Origin of the sequence: Burkholderia sp. LK4 (assembly GCF_001043615.1) — a bacterium.
GTDB lineage: Bacteria > Pseudomonadota > Gammaproteobacteria > Burkholderiales > Burkholderiaceae > Burkholderia > Burkholderia cepacia.
The window spans coordinates 66,368-87,083 of the sequence record NZ_LDUL01000025.1; the positions used below are offsets into that span (position 1 = coordinate 66,368).

Below are 20,716 nucleotides of genomic sequence, written 5' to 3' on the forward strand. Positions count from 1 at the left end.
GAACCCGTCACTTTATTAGCGGCCGTGCGACCGAGCGCGGCCGCCTGCATTGATATATGTCGACATCACCCGCCCGTCAGTGGGGCCTGGAAGAAATCGTCGCCGGCTTGCGTGAGTCGCGCGAGGAACTCCATCGCACGCGCCATCCGCGCGGCATCCGCGAACTGCCGTCACGCGATGCGATCTGCAAGATTGTGACCGGCCTGCGCGCGTCGATGTTTCCGACGCACTACGGCGCACCGGACCTGACCGACGAAAGCGTCGATTTCTACGTCGGCCACACGCTCGAAAGCACGCTGCGCATCCTGTCCGAACAGATTCGCCGCGCGCTGCCGTTCCTGCCCGAACATGCCGACACGCCGTTCGCCGAGCTCGACGAACGCGCGTTCGAGATCGCGCGCGAATTCGGCCGGCAGTTGCCGGCGGTCCGCGCGCTGCTCGTCAGCGATATCCAGGCCGCCTATGCGGGCGATCCGGCCGCGCAGCACATCACCGAGATCCTGCTGTGCTACCCCGGCGTGCTGGCGATGATGCACCACCGGCTCGCGCACGCGCTGCACCAGCTTGGCGTACCGCTGCTTGCGCGCTTCATCAATGAAATCGCCCACTCGGCCACCGGCATCGACATCCACCCGGGTGCGCAGATCGGCCCGAGCTTCTTCATCGACCACGGCACGGGTGTCGTGATCGGCGAGACGGCGATCATCGGCGAGCGCGTGCGCGTGTACCAGGCCGTCACGCTCGGCGCGAAGAGCTTCCCGGCCGATGGCGACGGTGCGCTGGTCAAGGGCAATGCGCGGCACCCGATCGTCGAGGACGACGTGGTGATCTACGCGGGCGCGACGATTCTCGGCCGCGTGACGATCGGGCGCGGTTCGGTGATCGGCGGCAATGTGTGGCTCACGCACAGCGTGCCGCCCGGCACGAGCGTCGCGCAGGGCAAGGTTCGCGAAGGCGGGAGCACCGAGAAGCCGTAACGCGGCGCGCGGGCGCCGGCCGCCCGCCGCCGCGCGCGTCGGTCAGTGCTTGCTGTCGGGCGCGCGGTGCTTGTACAGCACGTCCTGGTCGACGCGGATCAGGTTCTGCCCCGCATCGACGACGAAATCCACGCCGTTGTACGCGTTGCCCGTCAGCATCAGGATCGCGCTCGCGACGTCGTCGGGGCCCGCGATGCGCGCGAGCGGCGTCGATGCGCGGCTCGCGTGTTCGAAGTCGGCCGGCGTCTGGTCGTCGCTCGGCAGCATCAGCCCCGGGAACACCGCGTTCACGCGCAGCACCGGCGCGGACGACAGCGCGAGCATCTGCGTGAGGTTGCCGAGCGCGGCCTTCGCGACCGTATAGCTGAAATGGTCGCGGTGAAAGTTTTCCTTGATCTTCTGGTCGACCACGTTCACGACGACACCCTGCGTGCCGGCCGCGCGGGCCCGTTCGTAGAACGCGCGCGTGAGCAGGATCGGCGCGCGGCAGTTGACGGCCCACGCCTGGTCGAACGCCGCGAGGTCGAAGCTCGGGAAATGATCCTGCCAGAATACCGACGCGTTGTTGACGAGCACGTCGAGGCGCCCGAAGCGCGCATACACCTGGTCGATCAGCGCGGTGATCTGTTCGGCATCCGACAGGTCGGCCTGCAACGCAACCGAATCGTGCCCGCGTTCGGCGATCGCGCGGGCCGCGGCCTGCGCCGCATCGGCCGAACGGTCGTAGTGCACCGCGGTGCGATAGCCGTGCGCGGCGAAATACTCGGCGAACGCGCGCCCGGCCCGGCGCGCGGCGCCGGTCACGAGCACGACGGGCGCGTGCGCCGTTTGCTTCGTCGACTCCATTACGTATTCGTCAGGTTGACTGAAGAAGGATTCGCGACGATCGACAGGAATTCGCGCCGCGTCGACGGATCGGTGCGGAACGTTCCGAGCATGCGCGACGTCACCATCTCGACGCCCGGCTTGTGCACGCCGCGCGTCGAGATGCACTGGTGCGCGGCTTCGAGGATCACGCCGACGCCCTTCGGCTGCAGCACGTCGAACAGCGTGTCGGCGATCTGCACGGTCATCTTTTCCTGGATCTGCAGGCGCTTCGCGAACGCGTCGACGAGGCGCGCGAGTTTCGAGATGCCGACCACGCGATGGTTCGGCAGATACGCGACGTGCGCGCGGCCGATGATCGGCACCATGTGGTGCTCGCAGTAGCTCTCGAAGCGGATGTCCTTCAGCACGATCATTTCGTCGTAGCCGTCGACTTCGCTGAACGTGCGCGCGAGGATGTCGCGCGGCTCCAGCGCGTAACCGGCGAAGAACTGCTCGTAGGCGCGTACGACGCGCGCGGGCGTGTCGATCAGGCCTTCGCGTGCGGGATCGTCGCCGGCCCAGCGCAACAGCACGCGAACGGCGTCCTCCGCTTCTTCGCGGCTCGGACGGGATGCGGCCGGTTCGGGCCGCGCGGACTTCTTTTTAGCCATCTATCTGCTCCATCGAATGCCGCCGCCGGGGCGGCGCGGAATCCGGGCATTGTTTCATGCTTTCGCAGGTCGCGTGCGAGGCCCGGCGCTCACTTCGGCCACTCGTCCTGCTCGTCGTTGAACAGCGACGCGACCACGCCGCGCAGCCACGCGGTGCGGGGATCGTTGTGGTACTTGCGATGCCAGTGCTGCTTCAGGTCGAAGCGCGGCAGGGCGAGCGGCGGCTCGACGGGCACGATGAACGCGTGCTCGGCTGCATACGCGTAGCCGATCGCATGCGGCACCGTCGCGATCAGGTCGGTGCGGCTCAGGATGAACGGCAGGCTCATGAAATGCGGCGTCTCGAGCACCGCGCGGCGCTGCATGCGCTGCTTCGCGAGATATTTCTCGAGGACCTCCTGGCTGCGCCCTTCGGCGCGCACCACCGCATGCCCGCAGGTGAGGAACTGTTCGACCGTGAACGGCGGCGCCTGTTCGAACGGGTGGCCGCGCCGCATCAGGCAGACGAACCGGTGCGTGAACAACCGCTGCTGGAAGAAGTTGTTGCCGTCGAGATCGGGGAAGTAGCCGACGGCGAGATCGATCGACCCGGCTTCGAGGCCGCGACCGACTTCGTCGTGCGCGAGCGAGACCGACCGCAGGTTCGCGTGCGGCGCCAGCGTCGCGAACGCCTGCAGCAGCTTCGGCAGGAACACGATCTCGCCCACGTCCGACAGCGCGATCGAGAACGTATGCGTGCTCGCGGCCGGGTCGAAGTCGTGCGGCGCGACGAGGCCGCGCTCGATCTGCGCGAGCGCGTCGCGGGCGGCCGGCAGCAGCGCGAGCGCGCGCGGCGTCGGTTCCATCCCGCGCGACGTGCGCACGAACAGCGGATCGCCGAAGTACTCGCGCAGCCGGCCGAGCGCCGTGCTCACGCGCGGCTGGCTTACGCCGAGCAGGTCGCCGGCACGGCTCACGTTGCGCGTGTCGTCGAGCGCGACGAGGTAGGGAATGAGGTTCAGATCGAGCGTTTCCATCGCCAGGCCAGTATCTTGAAAACGTATACAACATATCTCCTGAATCGCGTTGCCGCATAGTCGGGAAAGCGCTCAAATGTGTTCGACGATTCGAATTAATGTTCAGGAGACGAACAATGCGCACCCAGGTCGCCATCATCGGCGCCGGCCCGTCCGGCCTTTTGCTTTCCCATCTGCTGCGCCTGCAAGGCGTCGATTCCATCCTCGTCGAAGCGCGTTCGCGCGAATACTGCGAGAACCGCATCCGCGCCGGCGTGCTGGAGCAGGGCACGGTCGATACGCTGAACGACGCCGGCCTCGGCGAGCGGATGCGCCGCGAAGGGCTCGAGCATCACGGCATCGAGCTGCTGTTCTCCGGGCAGCGCCATCGCATCGACCTGTCCGAATTGACCGGCGGGCGCGCGATCACCGTCTACAGCCAGCATGAAGTCGTGCGCGACCTGATCGCGGCGGGCGTCGAGCATGGCCACCAGATGCATTTCGAAGTCAGCGACGTCGCGCTGCACGACGTCGAAGGCGAACACCCGTTCGTCACGTTCAAGCATGCGGACGGCCGCGAAGACCGCATCGACTGCGACTACATCGCCGGCTGCGACGGCTTCCACGGCATCGCGCGCCAGACGATCCCGGCCGAGCGGCTGAACACGTTCGAGCGCGTGTATCCGTTCGCGTGGCTCGGCATCCTCGCCGACGCGGCGCCGTCGCTCGACGAGCTCGTCTACGCGCATCACGACAACGGTTTCGCCCTCTTCTCGATGCGCTCGCCGACGGTCACGCGGCTGTACCTGCAGTGCAAGCCCGACGAGGACCTCACCGAATGGTCCGATGCGCGGATCTGGGACGAACTGCACACGCGCTTCTCGAACGACACGGGCTGGACGCCGACCGAGGGCCGGATCACGCAGAAAAGCGTGACGCCGATGCGCAGCTTCGTGTCGGAGACGATGCAGCACGGGCGCCTCTTCCTCGCCGGCGACGCCGCGCACATCGTGCCGCCGACCGGCGCGAAGGGGATGAACCTCGCGGTGGCCGACGTCCGCGCGCTGTCCCGCGCGCTCGGCGCGCGCTACCGCAACGGCGACGCGACGCTGCTCGACACGTATTCGGCGACCTGCCTCGAACGCGTATGGCGGGCCGAGCACTTCTCGTACTTCATGACGAACATGCTGCACTCGTCGCCGGAGGATTCGCCGTTCGTCAATCGCCTGAAGTTTGCCGAGCTGAAATACGTGACGCGCTCGCGGGCCGCCGCGCAGTCGCTCGCCGAAAACTACGTCGGGCTGCCGTTCGACGACGCGACGGCCCCCGAGGGAACCCGCCTTGACAACGCGCTGTGCGCGACTCTATGATCGGCCCATCGTTCGCTAATCGAATCTAGGTTCGATTAGCGAACAAATACCGGGATCGAGATCGGCCCCGGCGCGACACGCGGCACGCGCGTGTCCCCTCGACAGGCCGCGCATCGAGCCGCGGGTTCGTATCAGGAAGAGACATGGTCAACAAGATTTTCGAATCGCTTCAGTCGGCGGTGGCCGACATCCACGACGGCGCGACAATCATGATCGGCGGCTTCGGCACGGCCGGCATGCCGTCCGAGCTGATCGACGCGCTGATCGAACAGGGCGCGCGCGACCTGACGATCGTCAACAACAACGCGGGCAACGGCGAGACGGGCCTCGCGGCGCTGCTGAAGGCGAAGCAGGTGCGCAAGATCATCTGCTCGTTCCCGCGCCAGAGCGACTCGCAGGTGTTCGACGGGCTGTACCGCGCCGGCGAGATCGAGCTGGAACTCGTGCCGCAGGGCAACCTCGCGGAGCGTATCCGCGCGGCGGGCGCCGGCATCGGCGGCTTCTTCACGCCGACGGGTTACGGCACCAAGCTCGCGGAAGGCAAGGAAACGCGCGTGATCGACGGCAAGCCGTATGTGTTCGAGACGCCGATCCACGCCGATTTCGCGCTCGTGAAGGCGTACAAGGGCGATCGCTGGGGCAATCTCGTGTATCGCAAGACCGCGCGCAACTTCGGGCCGATCATGGCCAGCGCCGCGAAGGTCGCGATCGTGCAGGTGTCGGAAGTCGTGCCGCTCGGCGCGCTGAACCCGGAACACATCGTGACGCCGGGCATTTTCGTCCAGCGCGTCGTCGAGGTGCCGCAGGCCGCGCATGCGGCCGAGCTGGCTGCCGAACATGCCGCATCGCAAGCCGCTTGAGGGAGATATTCAGATGAAACGACTGACCCGCGATGAAATGGCCAAGCGCGTCGCCCAGGACATCCCCGAAGGCGCGTACGTGAACCTCGGCATCGGCGTGCCGACGCTGGTGGCGAACCACCTCGACCCGAGCAAGGAGATCTTCCTGCACAGCGAGAACGGCCTGCTCGGCATGGGCCCCGCGCCCGCGCCCGGCGAGGAAGACGACGAACTGATCAACGCCGGCAAGCAGCACGTGACGCTGCTCACCGGCGGCGCATATTTCCACCATTCGGATTCGTTCGCGATGATGCGCGGCGGCCACCTCGATTACTGCGTGCTCGGCGCGTTCCAGGTATCGGCGAACGGCGACCTCGCGAACTGGCATACGGGCGCACCCGATGCGATTCCGGCGGTCGGCGGCGCGATGGACCTCGCGATCGGCGCGAAGCAGGTGTTCGTGATGATGGAGCACCTGACGAAGCAGGGCGAAAGCAAGATCGTCGCGCAGTGCTCGTATCCGGTCACCGGCGTGCAATGCGTGAGCCGTATCTATACGGATCTCGCCGTGCTCGACGTGACGGCCGACGGGCTGGCCGTGAGCGAGATCTTCACCGACCTGTCGTTCGACGAACTGCAGAAGCTGACCGGCGTGCCGCTGATCGACGCGACGCAAAAGGCGGCTGCCTGAACCACCGACGTGCCGGCGCGTGCGTTTGCGCGCATGCCGGCGCGCTTGGGTGGACAATAGGCGCACGCCGTTTCCCCAATCTGATGCCATGCTCGAAGACAGCGCCCGCCTGACCTCCCTCATCTGCGGCACCGAGCCGCTCAACCGGATCTGGTCGCCCCGCGCGACGATCCAGCGGATGCTCGACGTCGAGGCCGCGCTCGCGCGTGCGCTCGCCGCGCAGCAGGTGATTCCCGCCGCCGCGGTCGCGCCGATCGAACGCGCGTGCGACGCAAGCCGGCTCGACGCCGACGCGCTCGCGCACGGCGCGGCGCTCGGCGGCAATCTCGCGATTCCGCTCGTCAAGCAGCTCACCGCGCAAGTGAAGGCCGACGACCCCGAGGCCGCGAAGTTCGTGCACTGGGGCGCGACGAGCCAGGACATCATCGATACCGCCACCGTGCTGCAGCTGCGCGACACGCTCGACGTGCTCGAGCCGATGCTCGACGAAACGTGTGCGTCGCTCGCGGCGCTCGCGCGCACGCATCGCGCGACGCCGATGATCGGCCGCACGTGGCTGCAGCAGGCGCTGCCGATCACGCTCGGCCTGAAATTCGCGCAATGGCTCGACGCGCTGCTGCGCCATCGCGCGCGTTTCGCCGAATTGCGCGAACGCGCGCTCGTGCTGCAGTTCGGCGGCGCGGCCGGCACGCTCGCGAGCCTGCGCGAGCACGCGGCCGGCGTCACGGCCGCGCTGGCGGCGGACCTGAAGCTCGCCGCACCGGCCGTGCCGTGGCACACGCAGCGCGACCGCATCGCGGAAGCCGCGTCCTGCTTCGGGATGCTGACGGGTACGCTCGGCAAGATCGCGCGCGACGTGTCGCTGCAGATGCAGACCGAAGTCGGCGAGCTTGGCGAACCGGCCGCCGCCGGCAAGGGCGGCTCGTCGACGATGCCGCACAAGCGCAACCCGGTCGGTTGCGCGGCGGTGCTCACCGCCGCGGTGCGCGCACCGAACCTCGTCGCGACGGTGTTCGCGGGCATGGTCCAGGAACATGAACGTGCGCTCGGCGGCTGGCAGGCCGAATGGGACGCGCTGCCCGATCTCGCGCGCCTGACCGGCGGCGCGCTTGCGCAGATCGCCCAGATCGTCGCGGGCCTCGACGTGAACACCGAACGCCTTGCCGCGAATCTCGAACTGACGCGCGGGTTGATTCTCGGCGAAGCGGTGATGCTCGCGCTCGGCGACAAGATCGGCCGGCTCGACGCGCATCACGTCGTCGAGCATGCGTCGAAGGAAGCCGTGCGCACGGGCTCGACGCTGTTCGATGTGCTCGCCGCCGATGCGACCGTGTCGGCGCACCTGTCGCGCGACGCGCTCGCGCGGCTGCTCGATCCCGCACATTACGTCGGCGAGGCGCAGGCCTATGTCGACGCCGTGCTCGCGCTGCACGCGGGCGCGAAATAACCAGGAGAACCTTGAGATGCCTTTCGCCACTGTCAACGGCGTGAAACTGCATTACCGGATCGACCGTGCCGCGCGCGCCGACGCGCCGTGGCTCGTCTTCTCGAATTCGCTCGGCGCCGACCTGCAGATGTGGGCACCGCAGATCCGTCCGCTCACGCAGCACTTCAACATCCTGCGCTACGACACGCGCGGCCACGGCCACTCCGAAGCACCGGCCGGCTCGTACACGATCGAGCAGCTCGCCGGCGACGTGATCGGCCTGCTCGACCACGTCGGCATCGATCGCGCGCATTTCTGCGGAATCTCGATGGGCGGGCTGACGGGCGCGGCGCTGGCCGCGCGCTACCCGTCGCGCATCGTGCGCGCGGTGCTGTCGAACACCGCCGCGAAGATCGGCTCGCCGGAAGTGTGGGCGCCGCGCGCGCAGAAGGCACGCGCCGAAGGGATGGCCGCGCTCGCCGACGCCGTGCTGCCGCGCTGGTTCACCGACGCATTCGTCGAGCGTGAGCCGCGCCTGTTCGATGCGATCCGCGACACCTTCGTGCATACCGACAAGGACGGTTATGCGGCGAACTGCGACGCGCTGAATGCCGCCGACCTGCGCGAAGAGGTGAAAGGCATCGCGCTGCCGGTGCTCGTCGTGACCGGCGCGAAAGACATGTCGACGCCGCCCGACCAGGGCCGCGCGCTCGCCGCCGCGATTCCGGGTGCGCAGCACGTCGAATTCGACGCCGCGCATATTTCGAACATCGAGTGCACCGACGGCTTCAACCGCGCGCTGCTCGATTTCCTGACCGCGTGAGGCACCGGCGATGAACGACCAGGAACGTTACGAAGCAGGGATGACGGTGCGTCGCGCGGTGCTCGGCGACGCACACGTCGATCGTTCGATCGAGAACCGTACCGAGGTGACCGACGAATTCCAGAACCTGATCACGCGTTATGCATGGGGTGAGATCTGGACGCGCGACGGCCTGCCGCGCCATACGCGCAGCCTGCTGACGATCGCGATGATGGTGGCGCTCAATCGCGGCGAGGAGCTTGCGCTCCATCTGCGCGCCGCGCGCAACAACGGCGTGACCCGCGACGAGATCAAGGAAGTGCTGCTGCAGACCGCGATCTATTGCGGCGTGCCGGCCGCGAATTCCGCGTTCCATCTCGCGGACAAGATCTTCAAGGAACAGGACGCGGCCGCGTAAGACGGTCGGTCAGGCGCGGCCGGCTGAGGGCGGCCGCAACCGATCGCATGGCCCGCTGTCGCAAGCGGGCCGTCGACGACGGAATCGATGAACGCGCCGGCAGAGCATCGGCGCACGGCACACCGGATGATTGGTGGACGAACAAAGGAAGGGCGCGGCTGCCATGCCGTATTGCTCATACATTATTAGCGTTGCTGGGGACCGGAGTAAGCGCTGACGCGCCAACGCCGGTCGACCACGACGCATGGGATCCAGGTAGACGCCAAGGCGCGAACCTGGATCGACACAGGAGACTAGCGATGAATCGCGCACCCGTGGTCGATGTCCAGACCTTCATCAACGAGCAGCCGTTCGGCGGCTTTCAGTGGCTCGTGTTCCTCATGTGTTTCGTGATCGTGCTGCTCGACGGCTTCGATACGGCCGCGATCGGCTTCATCGCGCCGTCGCTGCTCGGCGAATGGAACCTCACCAAGCCCGATCTCGCACCGGTACTCAGCGCCGCGCTGTTCGGCCTCGCGTGCGGCGCGCTCGTGTCGGGCCCGCTGTCCGACCGGCTCGGCCGCCGTTCGCTGCTGCTCGGCTCAGTATTCCTGTTCGGCGTCGCATGCCTGATGTCCGCTTTCTCGAATACGATCGGGCACCTGACGATCCTGCGTTTCATCACCGGCGTCGGGCTGGGCGCGGCGATGCCGAACGCGGTCACGATGATGGGCGAGTTCTGCCCGGACAAGCGCCGCGCGACCGTGATCAACCTGATGTTCTGCGGCTTCCCGCTCGGCGCCGCGTTCGGCGGTTTCCTCGCCGCGTGGATGATTCCGCATTTCGGCTGGCGCAGCGTGCTGATCCTCGGCGGCGTGACGCCGCTGCTGCTCGGCGTGCTGTTGCTGCTGAAGATGCCGGAATCGGTGCGCTTCATGGTCGCGAGCGGCCAGCATGTCGACAAGGTCCGCGCCACGCTCGCGCGGATCTCGCGCGACGCGCTGAACGCCGGTTCGTTCGCGATGACCGAAGCCGCGCCGCAGACCGGCAGCAAGGGCCTCGGCGTCGTGCTGTCGCGCTCGTACATCGTCGGCTCGGTGATGCTGTGGCTTGCGTACTTCATGGGGCTCGTGATCTTCTACGCGTCGATCAACTGGATGCCGATCCTGCTGAAGGATGCCGGGCTGACGCCGAAGAGCGCGACGCTGATCTCCGCGCTGTTCCCGCTCGGCGGTGTGGGTGCCGTGCTGTGCGGCGTGCTGATGGACCGCTTCAACGCGAACCGCGTGATCGCCGTATGCTACGCGCTGACGGCCGTCAGCGTCTATGCGATCGGGCAGGCTGCCGGTAACGTCGGGCTGCTCGTGCTGGTCGTGTTCGTGGCCGGCGTGCTGATGAACACCGCGCAATCGTCGATGCCGGCGCTCGCCGCCGCGTTCTATCCGACCGAGGGGCGCGGCACGGGTGTCGCGTGGATGCTCGGCGTCGGCCGCTTCGGCGGGATTGCGGGATCGTTCCTCGTCGCCGAGCTGACGCGCCGGCATTTTTCGTTCGCGGGCGTGTTCGCGACGATCGCCGTCGCGGGCTTGCTCGCGTGTGTCGCGCTGCTGATCAAGCAGATGGCGCGGCCGCATGGCGTGACGCAGCCGGCAGGCAAGATCGAATCGCTCGGGCATTGAGCGAAGTGCGGGCCGGTGCGATGCGCCGGCCCGCCGATACGGCGGCCGTCGGGCCGCCGGTTATTCTTCCGCGTCGTGTTCCTTCACGAAGTTGCGCAGATACGCGCGCAGCGCAGCCTCCCGGCTGCGATGATCGGAGAGGTTCGCGGCGCCCATGTCTTCCTCTTCGCCGAACATCGTCGGCGGCGCGCAATAGATGCCGATCTCGATGTCTTCGCGCAACACACGAATCTCGTGCGTGAGCGGGCGATACTCGGCGATCCAGTGCATCCCCTCGATGTGTTCACCCGCCCTCAGCAGTGGCTTCATCGGCACTCTCCCGGCAGCAGCGGCGCAACCGGCGAAGCGGTTGCGCGCGCCCGTACCAAAAGGGTACGCCTGCATGGCACGAATCTCAACGGGCACGCTGTGAGCGCTCACTGCGGCAGCAGGTGCGCGATCAGGGGGTACAGCGACAGGATCAGCAGCACGGCCATCGTCACGTTGAAGAGGCGCAGCGCGCGGGGATTCGACAGGAAGCGGCGCAGGCCGAGCCCGAACGCGGCCCACAGGCTGATGCACGGAAAGCCGATCAGAATGAATACGACGGCCATCCACGCGGCGTTCATCCCGTAGTCGCCGGACAGGCGGACCGTCGTTGCGGCGGTCAGCACCATCATCCATGCCTTCGGATTGATCCACTGGAAAGCGGCGGCTTCGATGAACGTCATCGGCCGCGGCTTGCCGCCGTGTGCCTTCACTTCGCCCGACGTGCCGATGCGCCACGCGAGGTACAGCAGGTACGCGACGCTCGCGACTTCGAGGATCGTATAGAGCAGCGGCAGGCGCTTGAATGCTTCGCCGAGGCCGAAGCCGACACAGAGCATCAGGATCGCGACGCCGGTGCTGATGCCGAACAGGTGCGGCACGGTGCGGCGGAAACCGAAATTGACGCCGGATGCGAGCAGCATCGTGTTGTTCGGGCCGGGCGTGATCGACGTGACGAGCGCAAACAGCATGCCGGCGGGCAGCGCGCTCAGGGTGAGGAATTCCATCGCGGATTCTCCATTCTGTTCTGGACTGGGATGGAGGTCAGTTTAGCGACGGTTTTCTGTACAGTACCGGTACAGTTTGATTGACGATTGCCGGTACGGGGGAGGGGGTGCTGTGGGGCGGTTGTTGATGTGTGTTGTTGGTTCTCAGAAAAGATGCCCGCAGTCTCAATATGTTGTCTTTGAACAATTGGCTGCATTCAATGTGGGACGAAAGCGGTTCGTCGAATCGCCCTTGCGAACAATAGCCATCATGTGGCTGCTACTCCGTCCGATGCTTCTTCACCAGTTCCAGCGTCTCGCACGCACGAAGAATCGTGTCTTTCGAGAATGGCGAGAGCGGATGTTCGTTGAGCCAGAGAAGCCATTCGATTACAGCGTCGCACTCGACGTCTGTCAGCTTGGGCCAACGCTGCAGAAAATAGTCGTCCCAGTATTCCACAACCGGCGACCTGTCCAGCGACCCCATCAAGCTCTCGATGACCGTCAACGCGACCTGATTGTCTTCGATCGAGACGCGCATGATTCCGGGCAAAAAGTAGCAGAACGCTTCGGGAGTAAATCTGTAGACCGCGTCTGCGTAGTTTGTCCAGTCGTAAGCAGTCGTCTCGTCCCAGAGCAGGTTTGAGAAGTGCAATGCGTCGTAGTACTCGTTCGTGTCGGGTGAGACGGTTGGAACGACCGACATCGGCTTTTTCCTCTCGGAAAAAGCCCGCCTAATATGTCCCATCACCAAACGCCCGTCATCAGCTGTTTGCATTTTTCTACCATCGCTCATGCGTCTGCCATCGCTTGTTGGCGGCCTGGGTCCCCACAGTTCCAACACCGTTGCTCGCGTTGTGACCTCGCCTTCGCAAGACCAAGCCAGGCGTTGTAACGGACCGTCAAGTCGTAGCCTCTCATAGCCGGTATACACCTGCCGAGCAGGCCGACGACGTCCTGTCCAATTGGTTCAAATCTCGTACCGATCCGAGCACCCGTCAAATAGACTCCTTGGGCGGGCCGGGTGAACAAGTTGCACACCGGCCGAGATCAATCTTGTTTCCGCCGTATGAGCGCACGCACCCAACCAGTGATCGCAACAAACGTCAGGCCGGGGGAAAGTATCAGTGCAATCAGTAGGTCGAAGACCTTGGAAAGCTCGGATTCCGTGGCCCCAAAAATCCGGTGACTGGCAGTTCGGGTCACGGCGTACCATAGAAGTGCGCCACCAATCGAACACAATCCGATCCTGAGCCAGGATTTCGCTTCCGGTTCAACCTTGCGCCAGGCAAAAATCGCGCTCGCAGCCCACGCGGCATAGATTGGAACCCACAAGGGTCGTGAAATTTCGGAGGCCGATACAAAGGTCGACAGGATTGCCACAAGGATCATGAGAACAAGCAAACCGATGGCATCCGGGAAATATCGGCTTCGTTGCATGGTGATCAACGGCATGGGTTTCTCATTTCTTGAATGCTGAATTGGGACACGTGCAAGCGTACTAAGCCTGATCCATTGCGGCCGTGCCAAACGGAGTGAAGACCGCGCCGGCCGGCTCAACTGCTCCGGAGAGAAATGACGAGACTGTACCCAAAACGCCAGCAATCGCTGGGAAAATGCCACTTATGACCCTTCCGACAAGGCCGGGTTCTTTCGTAAGGGTTGCCGATCACTTTCTCGAACTCGATGTTGAGGTCTCGAGACGCGAGCTTCAAGCTCCGCGTACTGCTGATCCTGGTCATCACCGTCCGGCGTCGTTCCACCTGGCGGCCGATGCAGCGCACCACGCTCTATCGCGTCGCCTTCTCGAACATGAGAACGACGATCGCATGGCAACGTCCTGGCCTGGCACGTCGTGTTCGTTTCCCGGTGACGCGAGTCAATGGTGGAGAAGCGGGAAAACCACGAGTCCGATGACGGCGGCCGCCGTCACGATTACCGGTTCCTGGAGCTTCTTGAAGCGCCATAGCAGCAGCACGGTCGTGACGGCGAGCAGTGCGGTCGGGACGTCGACGATCGATCGCTTCGCGATGACGAGGACGGAGCCCGTGATCGCGCCGACTGCCGCAGCCGTAATGCCGTCGACGAATGCCTTGACGCCTGGACGGTGCCCATACTTCTTCACGTAGGGCGCGGGAATGACCGTGAACAGGTAACACGGCAGGAATGTCCCGAGCGCGGCGACGCATGCGCCAGGCAGGCCCGCCACGAGGTACCCGATAAAGCCGACAGTGATCACGACCGGGCCGGGCGTGATCATCGCGACCGCGACGGCATCCACGAACTGCTTGTCGTTCAGCCAGTGATGTTCGGTGACGACGCCGCCATAGAGGAACGGCACGATCGCCAGTCCTGAGCCGAACACGAACGCGCCGGCCTTCATGAAGAACGCACCGATCTGGACGAGCTGCGGCAGGTCGATGCCACTCAGTAGCCCGCTGGCCGCCGGCAAGTTGGCGGCGGCAACCGCATTCAGTCCGCCCCGCTGCAGCCACCTGGGCGGCGCGCGCCACAGCCAGCCGATCAGGCCTGCGGCAACGAAAAGCCATGCGATTTCCGATTCCGTGACGAAGGTCACGGCAGCCAGCGTCAGGAAGATTGCCCAGAGGAGCTTGTCGTTGCCGACGGTCTTGGTCGTGAGCTTGTAAGCGCTCATCGCGATGATGCCGACCACCGCGGCACCGACGCCGTAGAAGACGGCCTGCATCCACGGCAGCCCGCCAAAATGCGCGTACGCGAACCCGAGCGCGAGCACCATCAGGAACGACGGCAGCACGAATGCGATACCGACGAGTGTCGCCCCGAGAAGGCGGTAGTGGACGAACCCGAGATAGATCGCGAGCTGGGCCGCCATCGGCCCCGGTGCGAGCTGGGCCAGCGTGAGCCCTTCCTTGTAGTCGGCCTCGGTTATCCAGCCGCGTCGCTCGACCAGATCGCGACGCATATAGCCTGCGAGCGCGACCGGTCCGCCGAAACCGAACGTGCCGAGACGCAGCATGTAGGCGACCAGCTCGCCAAGCGAGTAGGTCGGTTCGGTCGTGGCGATGGTCGTCGTCATGATCTGTCTGGGGTTTCGCTCTTGCCGTTCGATGTGAAGTGCGCATACAGGGAGTCGAGTACGGCGCCCATCTGCTCGAGCAGCTGATCGTCGTTTTCCGTCCGTTGGCGCGTGCCGGCCATCACGGCCTCGAAGCCCACTGCTTCAGGCGCGGCGGGACCGCCCACATCGAGCGCGTGCACGATCTCGCCGACACGCATCAGGGCCGGGTCCTTGTCGAGCCCGAAGCTGGCCAGCAGAACTTCGAATGTCACGCGCTCGCCCACGTGCGTAAAAGTCGCGCCGTCGAAATCGAAGCCCAGCGCGTCAGCCGGGCAATCCGCCGGCGACGCGAGCCAGATGAAGCGCGCTTGCGCGTCGATGAATCGGCGGATCAGCCACGCACTGGCGACGCGATCGACCCACATCCGCTGCCGCGTCGCCCAGGCGCGGCCCTGGTACTCGCCGATCGAGAGCGGACGAATGACGCGGTCCGCGGCATGCGGCTCGCCCGGCGACAGCACCGTGTCGACCAGCGCACCGAAATCCTGCAGGGCGACTTCGGCGCGGGTGGCCGAATCACCCGGGAAATAGTCGATCGCCCGGATGGCGTCGAGATCCTTGCGCAGGCGACGCAACAGGCGAGTGAGCTCGGCGGCTGATTGCCCGTCAAGCGTCTTGCGCACGTCGGCGAGCGCGCGCGTGAAGGTTGCGTAATCGTCGGCCCGGTCGAACAGCGCCCGGAATTCCTGTTCCTGGGACCGGTCGAGACTCGGTGTGCGCAACAGGTGAGCCGCGCCGCCGCTCTCGGCAATCGCGCCCGCGAGTTCACGCAGCGTCTCTTCGTGCGCTTCGGTTTGGGGCAGCAGGTAGACACCGTCGCGCAGCACGGCACAGCCTTTCGCCTTGAGCGCGCGCCAGAACCGCATGCGGGCCGTCGCGTTTTCCGTCGGAAGGGTCAGAACAAGCAGCGACCATGTAGAAAGGGATTGCATGTAGCGAATTCTACGTCTCGGTTATATTTTCTACAAAATTTATTTGAGTGATCGCGTGTCGTTCCGCACGCGCTCCCGGCAGGTAGCCAGGGTGTGCGAGGGGTGCCGCTCGCACAAGGCGCGCCAAGAAAGCGCCGCGCCTCGCTCGGGTGAGGGTCGGATGAGTGACCGCGTAATGCGGAACGAGGTAGGCGACGCCCAGGTGCTGCGGGCCGGATTTCGGTCCGGCGGAACGATCTACGGCGTCACGGCACGTGCCGTATGCATCCCCGCTTCATAGTGGCCCGGCTCGTTGCAGCTCAGCGCGTCGTGGCCAGGCGTGAGCCTGAATGACATGCGCTTGCCGGGCGCGATATCTTCCACTTCCCCGATTGTTTTCAGGGTGTGCTCCATCACCTGTCCTTTGCCGACAGGGAGTGCATCGTTGGGGAGATCTGACCTGAAGACGACGAGCTCGTGGTTCGTTGCGGTCATGCACCGGATTGTCGACGGGCGTCGCGTCGTCCGCCGCGTTGCTTTTCCGGTCGATCTGCCCGAGCTTGAAACGGCCGTCCTGTCGGTCGACCGGCCGGGTTACGCGCCGTCACGCACCGCCATCGCGAGCGGCATCATCGCCGGCCCGATGGACGCGAGCAGGCGCTCCTTCGATACCCCGTCGCGGGATTGAACGGAAATGCCGTGCAACTGCGTTGCATAGAAATCGGCCAGCGCCTTGATGTCGGTGCCCCGCGCGAGCTGCCCCTGTTCGGCCGCGAGCTGCAAACGCTGGGCGATCGATTGCGTGCGTGCGCGCCGGTGGGCGGCCAGCCATTCCATGACACCTTCGTTTTCGGCCGAGTAGTTGGTCGCGGCGGACACCACCATGCAGCCGTGCGGCTGGCCGCGCCTGGTATAAGCGGCGACGGCATCGCGCAGCATTCGTTCGATGGCCGCGCGGACATCGGTTTCCTCGCCGAGCGCACGATCGGCGAAGCCGCCTTCGCCTTGCTCGTAGAGCGCCACGGCCTCGTGGAACAGGGCTTCCTTGCTGCCGAACGCGGCGTAGATGCGCGCTGACGCGATGCCCATCGCTTCGACCAGGTCGGACATCGACGTGCCTTCGTAGCCGCGCCGCCAGAACGCAAGCATTGCGCGTTTCAGCGCCATGTCGCGATCGAATTCTCTCGGTCGTCCCGCCATATCCCTTTCGTCCGTCGTCACATCGTGCGCCGATTTTATCGCGCGCCGTGTTGACACGCGCCGTTCCCGCATTCTATTTTTTGTCGATCAACAAACAATTGGAATCGATCATGCGTACTCTCAAGGGCCCCAGTCTTCATCTCGCGCAGTTCGCCGACGATGCGGCGCCGTTCGACAGCCTGCCGCATATCGCGCAATGGGCGGCCGGCGTCGGCTTCAAGGCGCTGCAGATTCCCGCGTGGGACGGTCGGCTGTTCGACGTGGAGACCGCCGCGGACAGTCAGGCCTATTGCGATGACCTGAAGGGCATGCTGGCCGAACATGGGCTGGAGATCAGCGAACTGACCACGCATATCTTCGGGCAGCTGGTTGCCGTGCATCCGGCGTACGACGCCATGTGCGACAACTTCGCGCCCGAGGCCTTGCGCGGCAACCCGGCCGCGCGCACCGCATGGGCGCTGGATCGGCTCGAGCTGGCGGCACGGGCTTCACGCCGCCTGGGGCTGACCGACATGGGCACCTTTTCGGGCTCGTTCGCGTGGCCTTACCTGTTTCCGTTCCCGCAGCGGCCCGCCGGCCTGATCGAGACGGCCTTCGACGAGCTGGCGCGTCGCTGGCGGCCGATTCTCGACGCCTGCGACGACAACGGCGTCAACCTCTGCTATGAGATTCACCCCAGCGAAGACCTGCACGACGGCGTCAGTTTCGAGCGCTTCCATGCGCTGGTCGGCCAGCACGCGCGCTGCAAGATGCTGTTCGATCCCAGCCATTTCGTGCTGCAGCAACTGGACTATCTGGCGTACATCGATATCTACCGCGACCACATCCGCATGTTCCATGTGAAGGACGCGGAGTTCCTGCCTTCGGGGCGCCAGGGCATCTACGGCGGCTACAGTTCGTGGCTGGAGCGCGCCGGCCGTTTCCGTTCGCTTGGCGACGGTCAGGTCGACTTCAAGGCGATTTTTTCGAAATTTGCTCAGTACGACTACACAGGATGGGCCACCCTCGAATGGGAGTGCTGCCTGAAGAATCAGGAGGACGGCGCGCGCGAAGGCGTCGCGTTCATCAACGACCACATCATCCGGGTGACGGAGCGCATCTTCGACGACTTCGCCGGTGCCGCGGTCGATCAACGGCAAATCCACGACATGCTCGGCATCGCTTGAGCCGTTTCCCCCCACTGCCAGGAATCATCGATATGTCCGCTCAACTTCAGTCGTCGTCTGCCGACGCTCAAAGCTTTGCTCACCGATACGTACGCATCGACGGCCAGCGCGTCCATTGCGTCACGGCCGGCGCCGGTACCCCGGTCCTGCTGATTCCGGGATGGCCGCAAACCTGGTACGCGTGGCGTCACGTGATGCAGGTGCTCGCCGCGCGCGGCTTCATGGCCGTCGCGGTCGATCCGCCAGGTACCGGGTATTCCGATCGCCCGCATGCGGGTTACGACACGGGGCACACGGCGGCGACGTTGCATCGCGTGATGGCGCAGCTCGGCTTCGATGTTTACCAGGTGGCCGGTCACGACGTCGGCATGTGGGTGGCCTATGCGCTGGCGAGCGACCGGCCTGACGCCGTGAAGTCGCTGGCGCTCACGGAGGCGGTGATCCCCGGGCTGGCGCCCGCGCCGTCGATCTTCGCCCCGCCGGAAGAAAACATCTTCCTGTGGCATTTCATGTTCAACCAGCTGGCCGACCTGCCCGAGACGCTGATTGCGGGCCGTGAAAGGGCGTATCTGGAGTTCATGTTCAACCGCTGGTCGTTCCGGCGCGATTGTGTGGCCGTCGATGTGTATATCGATGCCTATGCGGCACCGGGCGGCTTGCGCGGCGGCTTCTCCTATTACCGTGCGATTCCGGAGACGATCCGGCAGAACCAGGCGCGGGCGCAGCGCAAGCTGACGATGCCGGTGCTCGCCGTCGGTGCCGAACATGCCACCGGCGATGCGCCGCTGGTCACGATGCGCGACAACGCGACCGATCTGCAGGGCGCGGTGGTCCCGGCTTGCGGCCACTTCATCATGGAAGAGGCCCCCGACGCATTCATCGGCCATCTGCTGCCTTTCCTGGAGCGGAGCCGCTGAACATGCCGATCGATACCGACATCGCATCACTGCTGGAGCGACTGGCCGTGACCGAGGCGCCTGCGTCGCTGGACGCGTTGAGACGGGCGACCGATACGACACTGCGGGGCTGGCATGGACCGCTGGAAGCGGTCGACCATACGGAAACCTTCGCGGTGCCCACGCGCGACGGGCAGCAGATTCGCGTGCGGGCTTATTGGCCAGCGGTCGCTTCGGAAAGCGCGGCGCGCCGGCCGGCGCTCGTTTATGCACACGGCGGCGGGTGGTGCCTCGGCACGCTCGAGCTATACGACAATCCCTGCCGCGCGCTGGCCAACGCGACGCAATGCGTCGTGCTGTCGGTCGATTACCGGCTTGCGCCGGAGCACCGGTTTCCGGTGCCGCTGGAGGATTTCTGCGATGCGCTGGACTGGGTGGTGCGCGAGGCGGCTGGCCTGGGGCTGGACCCGGCGCGCATCGCCGTCGGCGGCGACAGTGCGGGAGGAAACCTTGCGGCGGCTGCGTGTCTGGTCGCACGTGAGCGGGGCGGCCCGTCGATCGCGCATCAGCTGTTGCTGTATCCGCCGCTGGATGCGTCGATGAGCACGACGTCCTATCGGACTTGCGGGCAGGGCTACTACCTGACGCAGGATGTCATGCGGTATTGCTTCGACATGTACCTGACCGATCCGGCCGACGGCAGGTCGCTCTGCGTGTCGCCGCTGCAGGCGGCTTCGCTCGAGGGTTTGCCACCGGCCACGTTGCTGGCCTGCGAGTACGATCCGGTGCGCGACGACGCGCACGCGTATGCGGAGCGATTGCGGGAGGCCGGTGTGGCGGCCGATTTCGTCGTGCTGCCGGGAATGATCCATGCGTTCCATATGGCCGGCGTGACATCGGCAGCCCGCCAGGTGTTCGACGTGGCCGGCGCGCAGATGCGCAGGGCTTTCCAGCGGTGAGCGTATGGCCGAAGGGGGCGGCGCGAGCTGCGTGGAGGGTTGTAGGGTTCGGCGGCAGTCGACCAGCGCGAGCTACCTGCGCGTCCGAACCCGCGCCTTCACACACTTGAACCAGAGCCGCATCGCACCGACCCCGCCCGCCACCGGAACGCGCGGCAACAGGAATGCATCGTCGGACGCCCCGGCGCAACCTCGCCGGGTCGTCGTCGCGTTGCGGTAGCCGGCGGCGGCGACCTGGTCGCGCACGCGCGGGTCGAGATCGCCGTACGGGTAGCAGAACGATTCGACAGGCTGGCCGCTCAACGCTTCGAGCCGCCGCTTCGATTCGATGATCTGAACCGCCGACACGTGGGCCGGCACGTGCGACAGCGCGACGTGATCGAGCGTATGCGAGCCGATTTCGTGGCCGCGATCGCGCCATGCGAGCATGTCCGCGCACGTCATGAGTGGCGAGCGCGCCGTATCGGCACCCGCATCCCAGTCGTTCTCGCCGCCGAACCGGCCGGCGACGAAGTAGCAGGTCGCGGTGAACCCGAGCGCGTCCAGCACGGGCATCGCATGCGTGAGCACGTTGAGAAAGCCGTCGTCGAACGAGATGCCGAAGACCTTCCCGCTGCGCTCGCCGCGCAGGTACGGCTGCAGTTCGCGCAGGCTCAGGCCGCGGTAGCCGAGCCGCCTGAACAGCGTCATCTGGCGGCGGAACGCGTCGGGGGCGACGCTCAGGCTGCGCAGCCGGTCGGACGGCGGCGGCAGCGTGCGGATCTGGTGATACATCAGGATCGGGTAGCGCGTGGCGGGCAGCAGCATGAGCGGGTCG

General features: G+C 65.7%; 22 protein-coding genes and 2 pseudogenes. 12 read left to right on the plus strand and 12 right to left on the minus strand.

Annotation, left to right across the window (positions count from 1 at the left end; genetic code table 11):
• Window positions 1-56 precede the first annotated feature (56 nt).
• Window positions 57-977, plus strand: a complete 921-nt coding sequence (gene epsC / locus VK92_RS12965; protein WP_021157582.1) for a serine O-acetyltransferase EpsC — start codon at window positions 57-59, stop codon at window positions 975-977.
• A 42-nt stretch (window positions 978-1,019) separates the two neighbouring features.
• Here the strand turns inward: epsC and VK92_RS12970 are convergent, their stop codons facing one another.
• The 3 genes from VK92_RS12970 to VK92_RS12980 all read right to left on the minus strand — a co-directional run bounded on the left by VK92_RS12970 (window position 1,020) and on the right by VK92_RS12980 (window position 3,471).
• A complete protein-coding gene (locus tag VK92_RS12970) occupies window positions 1,020-1,823 on the minus strand; it encodes an SDR family oxidoreductase (protein WP_048021261.1) in 804 nt (267 codons plus the stop codon).
• On the minus strand, window positions 1,823-2,455 hold the full coding sequence (folE, locus tag VK92_RS12975; RefSeq protein WP_021157584.1) for a GTP cyclohydrolase I FolE: 633 nt from the start codon (window positions 2,453-2,455) through the stop codon (window positions 1,823-1,825). The genes VK92_RS12970 and folE overlap by 1 nt, the downstream gene beginning before the upstream one ends.
• Before the next feature lie 89 nt (window positions 2,456-2,544).
• Window positions 2,545-3,471, minus strand: coding sequence for a LysR family transcriptional regulator (locus VK92_RS12980; RefSeq protein WP_048021263.1), 927 nt, complete (start codon window positions 3,469-3,471; stop codon window positions 2,545-2,547).
• A 116-nt stretch (window positions 3,472-3,587) separates the two neighbouring features.
• Between VK92_RS12980 and pobA the strand changes: the two genes are divergently transcribed.
• The 7 genes from pobA to VK92_RS13015 all read left to right on the plus strand — a co-directional run bounded on the left by pobA (window position 3,588) and on the right by VK92_RS13015 (window position 10,654).
• The gene (pobA, locus tag VK92_RS12985) at window positions 3,588-4,820 is read left to right on the plus strand and encodes a 4-hydroxybenzoate 3-monooxygenase (RefSeq protein WP_048021265.1); all 1,233 of its coding nucleotides are present in this window, start codon (window positions 3,588-3,590) and stop codon (window positions 4,818-4,820) included.
• 143 nt (window positions 4,821-4,963) lie between these two features.
• A complete protein-coding gene (locus VK92_RS12990; RefSeq protein ID WP_021157587.1) occupies window positions 4,964-5,680 on the plus strand; it encodes a 3-oxoacid CoA-transferase subunit A in 717 nt (238 codons plus the stop codon).
• A gap of 13 nt (window positions 5,681-5,693) precedes the next feature.
• On the plus strand, window positions 5,694-6,350 hold the full coding sequence (locus tag VK92_RS12995; protein ID WP_006482308.1) for a CoA transferase subunit B: 657 nt from the start codon (window positions 5,694-5,696) through the stop codon (window positions 6,348-6,350).
• An 88-nt stretch (window positions 6,351-6,438) separates the two neighbouring features.
• Entirely contained in the window at window positions 6,439-7,797 is a 1,359-nt protein-coding gene (locus VK92_RS13000; protein ID WP_021157588.1) for a 3-carboxy-cis,cis-muconate cycloisomerase, read from the plus strand.
• Window positions 7,798-7,813: 16 nt separating this feature from the next.
• On the plus strand, window positions 7,814-8,599 hold the full coding sequence (pcaD, locus tag VK92_RS13005) for a 3-oxoadipate enol-lactonase (protein WP_048021267.1): 786 nt from the start codon (window positions 7,814-7,816) through the stop codon (window positions 8,597-8,599).
• A 10-nt stretch (window positions 8,600-8,609) separates the two neighbouring features.
• Entirely contained in the window at window positions 8,610-8,996 is a 387-nt protein-coding gene (gene pcaC, locus VK92_RS13010) for a 4-carboxymuconolactone decarboxylase (RefSeq protein WP_021157590.1), read from the plus strand.
• A 299-nt stretch (window positions 8,997-9,295) separates the two neighbouring features.
• Complete coding sequence (locus VK92_RS13015; RefSeq protein WP_021157591.1) at window positions 9,296-10,654, plus strand: MFS transporter; 1,359 nt, start codon at window positions 9,296-9,298, stop codon at window positions 10,652-10,654.
• Window positions 10,655-10,714: 60 nt separating this feature from the next.
• Here VK92_RS13015 and VK92_RS13020 read toward each other — a convergent pair whose 3' ends face one another.
• From VK92_RS13020 to VK92_RS13035, 4 genes are all read right to left on the minus strand, one after another.
• Window positions 10,715-10,963, minus strand: coding sequence for a hypothetical protein (locus VK92_RS13020; RefSeq protein WP_027790093.1), 249 nt, complete (start codon window positions 10,961-10,963; stop codon window positions 10,715-10,717).
• Between the two features lie 107 nt (window positions 10,964-11,070).
• The gene (locus VK92_RS13025; protein ID WP_048021269.1) at window positions 11,071-11,688 is read right to left on the minus strand and encodes a LysE family translocator; all 618 of its coding nucleotides are present in this window, start codon (window positions 11,686-11,688) and stop codon (window positions 11,071-11,073) included.
• A gap of 259 nt (window positions 11,689-11,947) precedes the next feature.
• Window positions 11,948-12,373, minus strand: coding sequence for a hypothetical protein (locus tag VK92_RS13030; protein ID WP_048021270.1), 426 nt, complete (start codon window positions 12,371-12,373; stop codon window positions 11,948-11,950).
• A gap of 344 nt (window positions 12,374-12,717) precedes the next feature.
• Window positions 12,718-13,122 carry a hypothetical protein gene (locus tag VK92_RS13035; RefSeq protein ID WP_048021272.1) on the minus strand — a complete coding sequence of 135 codons (405 nt, stop codon included), beginning with the start codon at window positions 13,120-13,122 and terminating at the stop codon, window positions 12,718-12,720.
• A 258-nt stretch (window positions 13,123-13,380) separates the two neighbouring features.
• On the opposite strand from VK92_RS13035, the pseudogene VK92_RS42435 reads away from it, so the two are divergent.
• Window positions 13,381-13,467, plus strand: a pseudogene (locus tag VK92_RS42435) (paraquat-inducible protein A); the annotation flags it as partial.
• A gap of 79 nt (window positions 13,468-13,546) precedes the next feature.
• Here the strand turns inward: VK92_RS42435 and VK92_RS13040 are convergent.
• From VK92_RS13040 to VK92_RS13055, 4 genes and pseudogenes are all read right to left on the minus strand, one after another.
• Window positions 13,547-14,725 (minus strand): chromate transporter, encoded by a 1,179-nt coding sequence (locus tag VK92_RS13040; RefSeq protein ID WP_048021274.1) that lies wholly within the window; start codon window positions 14,723-14,725, stop codon window positions 13,547-13,549.
• Entirely contained in the window at window positions 14,722-15,699 is a 978-nt protein-coding gene (locus VK92_RS13045; protein ID WP_048021276.1) for a chromate resistance protein ChrB domain-containing protein, read from the minus strand. Before VK92_RS13045 ends, VK92_RS13040 begins: the two co-directional genes overlap by 4 nt.
• A 237-nt stretch (window positions 15,700-15,936) precedes the next feature.
• Window positions 15,937-16,158, minus strand: a pseudogene (locus VK92_RS13050) (hypothetical protein); the annotation flags it as partial.
• Window positions 16,159-16,272: 114 nt separating this feature from the next.
• Window positions 16,273-16,878, minus strand: coding sequence for a TetR/AcrR family transcriptional regulator (locus VK92_RS13055; protein ID WP_021158066.1), 606 nt, complete (start codon window positions 16,876-16,878; stop codon window positions 16,273-16,275).
• A 110-nt stretch (window positions 16,879-16,988) separates the two neighbouring features.
• Between VK92_RS13055 and VK92_RS13060 the strand changes: the two genes are divergently transcribed.
• From VK92_RS13060 to VK92_RS13070, 3 genes are read left to right on the plus strand one after another with little or no spacing between them, the layout of a single operon-like run.
• A complete protein-coding gene (locus VK92_RS13060) occupies window positions 16,989-18,044 on the plus strand; it encodes a sugar phosphate isomerase/epimerase family protein (protein WP_048021553.1) in 1,056 nt (351 codons plus the stop codon).
• A gap of 32 nt (window positions 18,045-18,076) precedes the next feature.
• Window positions 18,077-18,961 (plus strand): alpha/beta fold hydrolase, encoded by an 885-nt coding sequence (locus VK92_RS13065; protein WP_048021278.1) that lies wholly within the window; start codon window positions 18,077-18,079, stop codon window positions 18,959-18,961.
• A gap of 2 nt (window positions 18,962-18,963) precedes the next feature.
• Window positions 18,964-19,899, plus strand: coding sequence for an alpha/beta hydrolase (locus VK92_RS13070; protein ID WP_048021280.1), 936 nt, complete (start codon window positions 18,964-18,966; stop codon window positions 19,897-19,899).
• 72 nt (window positions 19,900-19,971) lie between these two features.
• Here VK92_RS13070 and VK92_RS13075 read toward each other — a convergent pair whose 3' ends face one another.
• Window positions 19,972-20,706, minus strand: a complete 735-nt coding sequence (locus tag VK92_RS13075) for a polysaccharide deacetylase family protein (RefSeq protein ID WP_048021282.1) — start codon at window positions 20,704-20,706, stop codon at window positions 19,972-19,974.
• Between the last annotated feature and the right edge of the window lie 10 nt (window positions 20,707-20,716).